Source organism: Methylobacterium sp. Leaf102 (assembly GCF_001422425.1).
Classification (GTDB): domain Bacteria; phylum Pseudomonadota; class Alphaproteobacteria; order Rhizobiales; family Beijerinckiaceae; genus Methylobacterium.
This window is the reverse complement of sequence record NZ_LMMX01000038.1, coordinates 39,904-51,311: the sequence shown is the minus strand read 5'-3', so window position 1 is coordinate 51,311 and position 11,408 is coordinate 39,904. Positions and strand designations below refer to the sequence as shown.

Below are 11,408 nucleotides of genomic sequence, written 5' to 3'. Positions count from 1 at the left end.
GAGGACGAGACCATGCTGGTGGTCGACGACGAGCCGACGGTTAGGCATGTTGGTCTCCGACATTCTCGAAGACCTCGCCTAACCCGACATCGAGGGTCGCTCGCATCCGGTCGATGATCGAGGAGAGCCGGTAGGAGGCATGGGGCTCCGGCCAACCGATCCCGGGCTTACCTCCGAAGGGGCCCGGGGTGCTTCTCCGACGGCATCGTCTCGCGCACGTGGTGCCGGACCAAGGAGGGGCTGAACGGCTTCCCGATGAACGTCGCCCCATCGGGCAGGTCCCCGGGTTCAGGTCGCACATTGCCGGAGGCGACCACGATGGCGATGTGGGGCCACGTCACGGCCGTCCGCCGCGCCAGGTCGAAGCCGTTGTCCGGCCCGGGCATCTGCACGTCCGTGAACAGCAGCTGCACCTTGCCATGGTGCTCGTCGAGCACCCGCGTCGCCTGGGCGACGTCCATCGCCTCAAGAACCACGAAACCGGCATCCTCCAGGATGTCGGACACATCCATCAGGATGAGGGCGTCGTCGTCGACCACGAGGACATGGGGGGCATCGGCGGGGTCAGGCAGGGGCATGGATACCAAAGGCCGGCCTGGCCGGTAGGTTGCCGCATAACATAGGTTTCTTTTGCGCCATCGGAGCATGGTTGCCTAGCGCCGTTTCCGTAGGTCCCGTGGATGCGGGCCCCTAGTGGTTGAAATCTGACGCTTGGTACCCATTCGCGAGGTCAGCTTGGGGTGGGAAGCAGCTTGGCTGCTTTCAGTCGCGAGACGTTCTTAAGCGGACCTAGGATGACCCGCCGACTCCGGATGAACGGTCCAACCCATCGCATGGTCGAAGTTCGTTGAAGTCGGATGCCGACATCATCAGAGGCGATGCGACCGGCACGAAAGTGCTCTGCCTCGGGAGACAGCGTGATTCACGATTGCAAAGCCCCGGTCACGCGACATCTCGTGCTGGTCCGGCATGGCCAGAGCGTAGCCAACCGATCCGGCCTGTTCACGGGATTGCTGGACTCGCCCTTGACCGAGCAGGGCCGGATGGAAGCCGAGGCAGCCGGGCGGCGTTTGGCCGAGCGCAGCTGGCGCTTTTCCGCAGCCTTCACCTCGACGCTGACGCGGGCGATCGTGAGCGGCCGGCTTATTCTCGATGCGCTCGGGCAACCCGGATTGGTCCCCCAACGCTTCGCCGCGCTCGACGAGCGAGACTACGGCGACCTCAGCGGGCTCGACAAGATCGCCGCCGATGCGCGCTGGGGGGCGGAGCGGATCGAGACCTGGCGCCGCTCCTACGCCGAGGCGCCGCCGAACGGTGAGAGCCTGCGCGATACCGTCGCCCGCATCGTCCCATGCTACCTCCGAACCATCCAGCCGGCGGTTATGGGCGGAGACGTGCTCGTCGTCGCCCACGGCAATTGCCTGCGGGCGCTTGTCATGGCGCTTGAAGACCTGAGCCCCGCGGAGGTCGAGCACCTTGAACTCGCGACGGGCTCCGTCAGGATCTATGAGCTTGCTGCGGACACGACGATCAAGGCCCGCTGGATCGACGGGTGAATCCGCCTGTCGGCCCTCCACAATGGGTCTCCGCAAACTCTGAAGGGGTCCTGCTTTCATCTATTTCAGTGATGGCAAGCATCTAATCATTCCGTTGGAGTGAATGAACGGGCCCTGGGATCCTCCGGCATCACATCGGAGCCATCCATGTCCGCGCCCAGACTTTTCTCCCACCCTCGATCGATGCACGCCTTGGCCGGCACGAGAGCCATCCTTCCGGGACTGGGCCTCTGCGTGGCGGTCACCGCCGCAGCGGTCGGCTTCGAGGCCGTCGAGGCGCATCTGTTCGGTCGCGCTTGGCTCGAAGCCCTGGTACTGGCGATCCTGCTCGGGAGCGCGATTCGCACCGCCTGGACCCCGTCGCAGCGTTTCTTTCCCGGCATCGCCTTCGGGGCCAAGACCGTGCTGGAGATCGCGGTCGTCCTGCTCGGGGCGTCGCTCAGCCTCGCGACGATCCTCGCCGCCGGACCGGGCCTGCTCTTCGGCATTGCGGGCGTCGTCGCGGTGGCGATCCTGTCGAGTTACGGCATCGGCCGAGCGCTCGGGCTGCATCCGCGCATGGCGATCCTCGTGGCCTGCGGGAACTCGATCTGCGGCAACTCGGCGATCGCGGCCACGGCACCGGTGATCGGCGCCGACGGCGAGGACGTCGCCGCCTCCATCGCCTTCACCGCGGTGCTGGGCGTGCTGGTGGTGCTCGGCCTACCGCTGCTGGTGCCGCTGCTCGGTCTGTCGCCGATGCAGTACGGCGTGCTCGCCGGCCTCACCGTCTACGCTGTTCCGCAAGTCCTCGCCGCCACCGCGCCGGTCGCGGCGCTCAGCGTCCAGGTCGGAACCCTGGTGAAGCTCGTCCGGGTGCTGATGCTAGGCCCGGTCGTCCTGATGCTCTCGCTCGGCGCAAGCCGGCTGCGCGAGGAGACCGACGAGGCCGCCCCCGGCGTCACCGCTGGCGACCGCCCTGCTCGCGCCGGCCTCGCGATCCACCGCTTGGTGCCGTGGTTCATCCTCGCCTTCCTGGCGCTCGCGGGCCTTCGCTCGGCCGGGCTGGTTCCGCAGGTCGCGCTCGCGCCGATGTCGGAGACCGCCAATCTGCTCACCGTGGTCTCGATGGCGGCGCTCGGCCTCGGGGTCGATGTGCGCAGCGTCGCCAAGGCCGGGGCGCGGGTGACCCTGGCGGTGGTCGCCTCGCTCGTCGCACTCGGCGCCGTCAGCCTCGGTCTGATCCGCGTGCTGGGCCTCGCTTGAACCGATCGGATGCGCCCGAGGCCCGGTCAGGCCCCGGCGAGGCAGGGCGAGACGAAGAGCTCCCCGCGATAGGCCCCGCGCAACGTGCGCACGGACACGATCAGCCAGAGTAGGGTCAGCAGGCCGACGAGGCCCGCTCCGAGCCAGGCGAACCCGCTGAGTGCCGTCACTTCGCCGATCCGCAGGGTGGCCAGGGCATAGACGCCGAGCGGGAAGATGTAGCCCCACCAGCCGAGGTTGAACGGAACGCCGGCGCGTAGGTAGCGCACGGTGACGGCGAGCGAGAGCAGAAACCACCAGGCGCCGTAGCCCCAGAGGATCAGCGCGCCGATCAGGCCCGTGATCCTGAGGATCTCGGGCGCGCCGGCAAAACCGCCTGCCGCGAGGATCGGGCCACCGGCCTGCCCCAGCACGAGCAGGCCGAGCGCCCCGGTTCCGAGCGGACCGAGGGAGAGCCAGCTCGATGCGGCCATCTCACGCGGTGGCAAGTTGTGCAGCGCCATGCGCAGCACCAGGATCGCCAGGATGCTCAGCGCCAGCGGGACCGAGACGCCCCAGAGCACGAAGCTCGTGACGATGACGGCGAGTTGTTGGCTCTCGCCGCTCAAGGCTGGAGCGAGCAGGCCACCGGAGACGGCGACGACCTCGGCTGTCACCACTGGCAGCAGCCATACGGCCGTCATCTGGTCGATGCGGTGCTCCTGACGGGTGAACATCAGGTAGGGGATCGCGACAGCACAGATCAGAGCGAGCGCCACGTCGAACCACCACAGTGGCAGTGCGATTCGGACGGTCTCTGCGCCGAGATAGGGCGGACCGAATATCAGCAGCCCGTTCAGCAGCGTCGCCAGTGCCATCGGGATCGCCCCGAAGAACATCGACACCGTCGAGTGTCCGAAGATCCGTCGGGCGCCATCGAAGTAGAAGATCCAGCGCGCGCCGTAGACTAGGCAGAAGGTGGCGAAAAGCACGACGGAGGCGAGCCAGAGCCCGAGCGGCACAGGGGCCAGCAGGGCATGCGTCTCCGGCAGACGGTCGAGGGCCAAGGCGACCACGCCAGTGCCCATCACCACGGTGAACCAGTTCGGCGTGAATTGTCGGATCACGTCCCGCGGATGCTGGAGGCGCGAGAGCGGCTTTAGGCCTGTGCTGATCGCCAGCAGACTGGATTCGGACACGGGGCGCTCTTGGGCTTCGGAGGGTCAACGCACCGGCTCTAGCACGACCCCGCATCGCGCGCCGCCGCGATAAACATCAACTCGCAAGCGGCGCTTAATCATCAAAACAATCGATTAAAACTAGCTAATCAAACCATTAGTATGAATGGTTGTCGGCCGCTACCTTCTTGTCATCACGAACCGACGTGACGACCCGACCAGAAGGATATCGACCATGACCCGTACGATCGCTGCCGTCGCCCTCGCCGCCTCCGCCCTCGTCGGCATGACGGGCCTCTCGCAGGCCCAGGGCCTCCGCGCTCCGCAGGTCCGCTTCATCACCAGCCCATCCGCACCGATCTACGGCGACGCCGATGGCGCCAACGCCAAGAACCCGGCACTCCCGGCCTACGCCCGTGGCCGCGGCCAGGAGACCGGCGGCCCGGCGCGGGAACTGATCGGTCGCTGACAGCGCCCCCTTGGCCGCCGGGCATCCGTCCGGCGGCACGTGAAGCCTTCGAACACCCGAATGACAGGGAGATCCATCATGACCCGACCCACCTTCGAGACCACTGACGAGGCCCGGCAGGGCGAGACCAGCGGTCATATGCGCTGGGTCCTGTTCTGGACGGTCGCCCTGACTGTCGCCGCCGTCGGCACCGCCTGGCTGACGATCATCTGATCCGGCCGCCCGCCATTGATCGGAGATCGGAAATCTTCGGATGATCGCAATCGGAGATCGTTCAGATCTCTAACGATCATTGGGTGGAATAATCATCTCGCTGTAGCATCTCGTTCACGGAGAGGACGCCTCTTTGCCGGGATGACATGGATCGACGACCCGAGTTTCCGGCGGCGAGACCGAACCGTCCCGACCGACGCCAATGCCGTCCGCCGACGGCGACACCGAGATCCAGCGACCGGCCGACGCGGCCCAACAAACGATTCCAGGGAGACATCATGCGCCATCTGCACGAACCGTTGAACCGCCGCCTCGTCCTGGGTGGCCTAGGGGTCGGCAGCCTCGCCGCCGCCATGCCGGCCTGGGCCGCGGGCTCGGTGAAGCTTCCGCTGCCCGGCGGCCCGGACGAGCGGGCGCTGACCACCGCCTTTCCGGGCAAGGCCGAGATGATCCTTCAACGCACCCATCCGCCGCTGCTGGAGACGCCGTTCTCGGTGTTCGACGAGGGCGTGTTCACCCCTAACGACCGCTTCTACGTCCGTTGGCACTGGGCCTCGATCCCGACCGAAGTCGATGCCGGCACCTTCCGTCTTAAGGTCCACGGCCACGTCGATAAGGAACTCTCGCTCTCGCTCGACGCCATCGCCGGCCTGCCGCGCTTCGAGATCGCCGCGGTGAACCAGTGCTCGGGCAATTCACGCGGGCTGTTCGAGCCGCGGGTGCCCGGCGCGCAATGGGCCAACGGCTCGATGGGCAACGCCCGCTGGACCGGGGTACGCCTCAAGGACGTGCTCGAACGCGCTGGGGTGAAGTCCGGCGCCGTGCAGGTGCGCTTCAACGGCCTCGACGAGCCCGTGGTCGACGACGCGCCGGACTTCAAGAAGTCGCTCGATCTCGACCACGCCAACAATGGTGAGGTGATGATCGCCTACGCGATGAACGGCGAGCAGCTCCCGCTGCTCAACGGTTTCCCGCTCCGCCTCGTGGTGCCGGGCTGGTATTCGACCTACTGGGTCAAGATGCTGTCCGACATCGAGGTGCTGGACAAGCCCGACGACGGGTACTGGATGAAGACCGCCTACCGCATCCCGGACGTGCCGGGCGCCAACATCAAGCCCGGCCAGACCGGCTTCAAGACGGTGCCGATCAACAGGATGGTGCCGCGCTCCTTCGTCACCAACCTGACCGACGGCGCCAAGGTGGCGGCCGGAACGCCGGTGGCCCTTCGCGGCATCGCTTTCGGCGGCGATTGCGGGGTAAAGGCGGTCGACTTCTCCGGAGACGGCGGGGCGACGTGGTTTCCGGCGCAACTCGGCGCGGACGAGGGCCCCTACAGCTTCCGCCGCTTCGACGGCAGCCTGCCGGCGCTGGCCGCCGGCACCCATGCGGTTAAGGTCCGCTGCACCAATACCAACGGCGTCGCCCAGGGCATGGACCAGGTCTGGAACGCCAACGGCTTCATGCAGAACGGCATAGAGACCGTGTCCTTCCAGGCCGCTTGAGGAGACCAGCCATGAACCCGATCCGCCCTGCGGCCCTCATCGCCGCGCTCGCCTTGTCTCCTCTGGTGGCGCTCGCCGCCCCGGCCCCCGAGCCGATGCGCTTCACCTCGCAATCCATTGCGATGCCGACCTCCGACCGGATCTTCCCCGACGGGCCGGGGGCCGAGGCCGTCAACAACAACTGCCTTGCCTGCCACTCGGCCGGGATGGTGCTGACCCAGCCCAAGCTCACCAAGGCGCAGTGGACCGAGACCGTGAACAAGATGGTTCACGTCTACAAGGCACCGGTCGATCAGGCCGACGTGCAGACCATCATCGATTACCTCACGGCGTTGAAGCCGACGCCCTGAACCCCCGATTCCCGAGGCCGCCGCGCTTTTTTCGCCGGCCTCGGGGAATAGACCGCGCCTTCCGGCGTCTCCTCAGGGCGATGCACGGCCGGCCCGGCCTTGCACGACGGATTTCCGATTTCGAACCAGCCCTCACGGCAGGCCCCGGCCGCCGAACGAGCGCGCATGCCCGAGAGACACGCTTCATGACCCATATCCGCACCAGCCTGCGCGCCCTCGTCGCCGGAGCCGCCTTGCTCCTCGCCCAGGGCCAGCCCGGGTTCGCCGCCGGTTTCGACGGGGCGATCAAGAACAACGCGCTGGCGCTGAACGCCGCCGGTACGGTCGCCGCTGTGTCGAACAGCGAAGAGAGCGCCGTCATCGTCTACGACGTCGCCAAGGGCACGGTGCTGCGCCGCCTCGACGGCTTCGTGACCCCGCGCAACATCGTGTTCGCGCCGGACGGCGCCCGCTTCTACGTCTCCGACAGCGGCACCGGCCGGATCACGGTCTACGAGACCGCCACCGGCAAGGAAGCCGGCGTTCTCGCCGCGGGCCCCGGCGCGTTCGGCACGGTGCTCTCGGCCGACGGGACCAAGCTCTACGTCAATAACGAGGCCGCGAGCACGCTGACCGTGTTCGACACCAGGACCATGCTCGCCGAGGCTGTGATCCCCGGCTTCGCGCAGCCGCGCCAGGGCGTGAAGTTGTCGCCGGACGGCAAGACCGTGTTCGTGACGAACTTCCTCGGCGACAAGATCACGTTGGTCGATACCGCCACCAACAAGATCACCGGCGAGATCGCCGGGTTCGACAAGCTGCGCGCCATCTCGATCACCAAGGACGGTAAGACGCTGTTTGCCGCCAACAGCGGCCGCAACACGATCGGCGTGGTCGATGTCGCCGCCCGTAAGGTCACGTCCGAGGTGGCGGTGGGCAAGGACCCCTACGGCGCCGCGCTGACCCCGGACGGGCGCTTCGTCTATTCGGGCAATCTCAAGGACAACTCCTTGTCGGTGATCGACACCGGCACCCTCAAGGTCGTCGCCACGGTGACCGGCCTGAACGAGCCGCGCCAGGCGATCGCGTTCTCGGCCGACAACGCCCACGCCTACGTCCTCAACCGCGACCTTAGCGTCGCCGTGGTGGACCGGGCGAAGAACGCGGTCATCTCGACCATGAAGCCCTGAGGCGTCGCGCGCCGGGTGCCTTCTCGGCTCCCGGCGCGTTCCCGATGTCGACACGTCACGAACGCAGGACAAAGACCCCATGCTCGGCCTGTTCCAGCGCAAGGACCGCCTCATCGTCCACGGAAAGGCGCCCTACAACGCCGAGCCGCCGCTCGATCGCCTGCGCGCGGCCTTCCTGACTGATCAGGCCGACTTCTACGTCCGCAGCCACGGTGACATCCCGGACCTCGACGCCGACAGCTACCGCCTGATTATCGACGGGATGGTCGCGACGTCGCTCGACCTCTCGCTCGCCGATCTCAAGGAACGCTTCGCGCCCGTCACCGTCACGGCGGTGATGCAATGCGCCGGCAACCGCCGGGCCGACATGCTGGCGGTGGCGCCGGTCTCCGGCGACCCGTGGGCGCCCGGCGCCATCGGCAACGCGGAATGGACCGGCGTGCGCCTCGCCGAGGTGCTGCGCGCGGCCGGCCTCGACGCGGGGGGCGCACGTCACGTCGCCTTCGAGAGCCACGACCGGATCGCCCATACGGACACGCGCTTCGGCGCCTCGATCCCGCTCGCCAAGGCTCTCGCCCCCGAGACGCTGCTCGCCTTCGCGATGAACGGCGAGCTTCTCGCCCCCGAGCACGGTCACCCGCTGCGTGTTGTGGTGCCGGGCTTTGCCGGCATCCGCAGCCCGAAATGGCTCGCCCGCATCACGGTGCAGGATCACCCCTCCAACAACCCGATGCAGGCCGACGACTACAAGCTGTTTCCGCCCGACGTGACCGCCGAGACCGCGGACCCCGCCCACGGCATCACCATCGAGGCGATGCCGCTCAACAGCGCGATCTGCGAGCCCGCCCGCGGCGCGGCGTTGAAGGCCGGCCGGCACGCGATCCGCGGCTACGCCATCGCCAGTGACCGCGCGGTCGCCCGCGTCGATGTCTCGACGGATGGCGGTCGCAGCTGGGCGCAGGCCCGGATCGACCGCGACGCCGACGCACCCTACGCCTGGACGTTCTGGGAGATCGAGCGCGAGCTGACGACCGGCGAGCACGAACTCGCGGTACGGGCCTGGGATTCCGCCGGCCAGACCCAGCCTGCGGCGCCGGACGACACCTGGAACTACAAGGGCTACCTCAGCGCCGCCTGGCACCGGGTGCGGGTAACGGTGGCCTGACCGTCACGCCCAGAGCAGGGCGGTGGCAGCGAGGCCCGAGATCGCGATGAGCAGGGCCGCAACCCCGACGGTGAGGATGCGCGGCATCATCGGGATCTCGGCATGAGCGAGTCGCGCCCGGATCGCTCGGTCCCGCCATGCGGCGCCGGCGAACGAGGCGAGCGCACAGGCGATCAGCGTGAGCGACAGCACCTTCAGTGGCCAGACCGCCAGCACCTCTCGCAGGAAGCGCTGCGCGGCCAGGCCGACGCCGAGGAAGGCGAGCCCGGTGCGAAGCCACGCCACGAAGGTGCGCTCGGCTGCCAGCACCGTGCGGTCCTCGGCGAGCCTGACCCGCGGGTCGTCGGGGGGAACGGGTTTCGCGGGCTCGCTCATTCGGCATCCGCCGTTGCGATCAAATCGAGCAGCGCGTCGGCGGCCCGGCTGCGGTAGCGCTCCTTGTGGCGCAGTACCCGGAACGGCCGGCTCGGCAGGGCGAACGCCGCCCGTACCAGGGTCCCGGCTCGAAGCGCTGCGGCGACCACGGTCTCGGACAGCACGGCGGCCCCGCCCCCGGCCTCGACGGCGGCGCGGACCGCCTCGTTCGAGGGCAATTCGAGTGTGACTTGGAGTTGAGCCGCAGCGAGGCCGGCCGCACCCAGCGCCGCCTCAAAGGCCGAGCGGGTTCCCGATCCCCCCTCGCGCAGCACCCAGTCGGCCCCGGCGAGGTCCTTGGGTTCAAGGGCGGTCGCTCCGGCGAAGGGATGGCCTGGGGCGACCACGAGGACGAGCTGGTCATGAGCAATGGTGGTGCTCGCGAGCGTCGGGTCGTCCAGCGCCCCCTCGACGAAGCCGAGTTCGGCCTGCCCGGCGCGGACCGCATCGGCAGCGTCGGTGGTGTTGCCCACCGCCAGCCGGATGGCGATCTCAGGGTAGGCCCGGCGGAAGGCGACAAGGTGGCGCGGCAGCCAGTCGCTGGCGATGGTCTGGCTGGCGTAGAGGGCCAGCGTCCCGCGTCGCATGCCGCTGAGGTCGGCGAGCACCAGCTCGGCGGCCTCGGCCCGGGCGAGCACCGCGCGGGCCTCGACGAGGAACACGCGTCCCGCCTCGGTCAGCTCGATCCCGCGGCCGACCCGATGGAACAGCTTGGTCGCGTGTCGTCCCTCGATATTGGCGATCGCCGTGCTGACCGCCGACTGCACGAGGTTCAGCGCCTCGGCAGCCCGGGTTACGTGCTGCCGCTCGGCCACCGCCACGAAGATGCGGAGTTGGTCGAGGGTCATGGTTGCCGCGGCGGAACCGGCAATCCACGGACCTGCGCGTCAACCGCCTGCGCGACGGTCAAAAGCCGCGCTTCGTCGGTGCGACCGGTGACGACGTAGGACATGCCGCCATCGACCCAGGAGAAGGCGGCGACGTCGCCCTCGCGGGCGAAGCGGAACACCGTGCGGCCATCCGCATCGCCTACGCGGCTGTAGAGCGTCAGCCGGGTGCCGTGATCGTCATCGTACATCAGCATCGCGGCGGATTCGGAACCCGCCGGCAGCAGCCGGCCCCCCATCAGGCGGAAGCCGTAGGCCGTGAGGTCGGGGGTGGTCACCGCCCGGCCGAGGCGCTTCGAGAGCCACGTCACGAGGTGTGGCTTCTCATCGGCGCGCACCTCCACTGGATGCACCGCCTCGACCACGTAGGTGCGGAAGGCCGCCACCGCGTCGTCGGTCGCCGGCTCGGTTCGCGCGAGCGTGACCGTGGGTACCTGCCGCGCGGCATGGCCGAACCAGCCGGCGGCACCGCCAACCGCGAGGCAGAGCACGGCCGCAGCCGCGACCGGAAGCCAGCGCCCGGTTATCGGGCGATGTCGCGAGCGGATGTTGGCCACCCGGAGCCGCGCCGGGATCGCCTCCTCGGCGATCGGCGCGAGGCGGGCACGCAAGCGCTCGCGCAGGGCGCGATCCGCCGAGACCTCGGCCGCCCGCGCGGGGTTTCCCCTGAGCCATGCCTCGACCAGTGCCTGCCGCTCCGGTTCGAGACGACCGTCGATCAGGCCGTGCAGGTCGTCCTCGCCGACCGGGCGTGGATCCCCGCTCATTTCACCCTCCTCAACAAGCCGGTTCGGCCCGTTTCCAGAAAACTTCGCATCCGCTCCCGGGCTCGGCTTAACCGCGACATCACCGTGCCCAGCGGTACTCCGAGCACCTGCGCCGCTTCCGCATAAGACAGATCCTCGACCGCGACGAGCAGTAGCACTGAGCGCTGCTCCTCGGGCAGGGCGTCGAGTCCGGTGAGCACGTCGCGTGCCCCCATAACGGCCTCGGGGTCGGCACCCGGATCGGGCACCTGCTCCAAAGCCTCAGCGCCGACATCGATGCCGCGCCGGCCCCGGCGTCGAACAGTGCCGAGGAACAGGTTGCGCTCGATCGTGAACAGCCAGGCTCGCAGGTCGCCGTCGCGGCGACGTCCGGACCAGCCGGACAACGCCCGCTCCAACGTGTCCTGGACGAGGTCATCCGCCGCTTCGCGGTCCCGCAACAGTGCGACTGCGTAGCGCCGCAACGCTGGGATCTGCGGTTCGATGAGGGCGGCGATCTCGTCCACGAGGCTTT

14 protein-coding genes are annotated in these 11,408 nt (G+C 68.5%); 8 read left to right on the top strand and 6 right to left on the bottom strand.

Annotated features, from left to right (window positions below; translation table 11 throughout):
• Positions 1-167: 167 nt before the first annotated feature.
• A complete protein-coding gene (locus ASF27_RS18130; RefSeq protein ID WP_051074325.1) occupies positions 168-578 on the bottom strand; it encodes a response regulator in 411 nt (136 codons plus the stop codon).
• 339 nt (positions 579-917) lie between these two features.
• Here ASF27_RS18130 and ASF27_RS18125 point away from each other — a divergent pair, with 339 nt between their 5' ends.
• A complete protein-coding gene (locus ASF27_RS18125) occupies positions 918-1,556 on the top strand; it encodes a 2,3-bisphosphoglycerate-dependent phosphoglycerate mutase (RefSeq protein ID WP_018044305.1) in 639 nt (212 codons plus the stop codon).
• A 183-nt stretch (positions 1,557-1,739) separates the two neighbouring features.
• The gene (locus tag ASF27_RS18120; protein WP_018044304.1) at positions 1,740-2,801 is read left to right on the top strand and encodes a putative sulfate exporter family transporter; all 1,062 of its coding nucleotides are present in this window, start codon (positions 1,740-1,742) and stop codon (positions 2,799-2,801) included.
• A gap of 26 nt (positions 2,802-2,827) precedes the next feature.
• On the opposite strand, the gene ASF27_RS18115 is transcribed toward ASF27_RS18120, so the two are convergent.
• Entirely contained in the window at positions 2,828-3,979 is a 1,152-nt protein-coding gene (locus tag ASF27_RS18115) for a TDT family transporter (protein WP_018044303.1), read from the bottom strand.
• A 214-nt stretch (positions 3,980-4,193) separates the two neighbouring features.
• Between ASF27_RS18115 and ASF27_RS18110 the strand changes: the two genes are divergently transcribed.
• The 6 genes from ASF27_RS18110 to ASF27_RS18090 all read left to right on the top strand — a co-directional run bounded on the left by ASF27_RS18110 (position 4,194) and on the right by ASF27_RS18090 (position 8,826).
• Positions 4,194-4,427, top strand: coding sequence for a hypothetical protein (locus ASF27_RS18110; protein WP_018044302.1), 234 nt, complete (start codon positions 4,194-4,196; stop codon positions 4,425-4,427).
• Positions 4,428-4,505: 78 nt separating this feature from the next.
• Entirely contained in the window at positions 4,506-4,640 is a 135-nt protein-coding gene (locus ASF27_RS23455) for a hypothetical protein (RefSeq protein ID WP_018044301.1), read from the top strand.
• 278 nt (positions 4,641-4,918) lie between these two features.
• Positions 4,919-6,142: a molybdopterin-dependent oxidoreductase gene (locus ASF27_RS18105; protein ID WP_018044300.1), complete on the top strand. Its 1,224-nt coding sequence runs from the start codon at positions 4,919-4,921 to the stop codon at positions 6,140-6,142.
• Between the two features lie 11 nt (positions 6,143-6,153).
• Complete coding sequence (locus ASF27_RS18100; protein WP_018044299.1) at positions 6,154-6,492, top strand: cytochrome c; 339 nt, start codon at positions 6,154-6,156, stop codon at positions 6,490-6,492.
• 185 nt (positions 6,493-6,677) lie between these two features.
• Positions 6,678-7,661 (top strand): beta-propeller fold lactonase family protein, encoded by a 984-nt coding sequence (locus ASF27_RS18095; protein ID WP_018044298.1) that lies wholly within the window; start codon positions 6,678-6,680, stop codon positions 7,659-7,661.
• Between the two features lie 79 nt (positions 7,662-7,740).
• Complete coding sequence (locus ASF27_RS18090) at positions 7,741-8,826, top strand: sulfite oxidase (RefSeq protein ID WP_018044297.1); 1,086 nt, start codon at positions 7,741-7,743, stop codon at positions 8,824-8,826.
• Between the two features lie 3 nt (positions 8,827-8,829).
• Here the strand turns inward: ASF27_RS18090 and ASF27_RS18085 are convergent, their stop codons facing one another.
• Genes ASF27_RS18085 through ASF27_RS18070 form a run of 4 tightly spaced genes read right to left on the bottom strand, consistent with a single transcriptional unit; the run spans position 8,830 to position 11,400 of the window.
• Complete coding sequence (locus ASF27_RS18085; RefSeq protein WP_018044296.1) at positions 8,830-9,201, bottom strand: DUF202 domain-containing protein; 372 nt, start codon at positions 9,199-9,201, stop codon at positions 8,830-8,832.
• Positions 9,198-10,088: a LysR family transcriptional regulator gene (locus ASF27_RS18080; protein WP_018044295.1), complete on the bottom strand. Its 891-nt coding sequence runs from the start codon at positions 10,086-10,088 to the stop codon at positions 9,198-9,200. Before ASF27_RS18080 ends, ASF27_RS18085 begins: the two co-directional genes overlap by 4 nt.
• Positions 10,085-10,894, bottom strand: coding sequence for an anti-sigma factor (locus tag ASF27_RS18075; RefSeq protein WP_018044294.1), 810 nt, complete (start codon positions 10,892-10,894; stop codon positions 10,085-10,087). Before ASF27_RS18075 ends, ASF27_RS18080 begins: the two co-directional genes overlap by 4 nt.
• The gene (locus tag ASF27_RS18070; protein ID WP_018044293.1) at positions 10,891-11,400 is read right to left on the bottom strand and encodes an RNA polymerase sigma factor; all 510 of its coding nucleotides are present in this window, start codon (positions 11,398-11,400) and stop codon (positions 10,891-10,893) included. The genes ASF27_RS18075 and ASF27_RS18070 overlap by 4 nt, the downstream gene beginning before the upstream one ends.
• Positions 11,401-11,408: the final 8 nt, after the last annotated feature.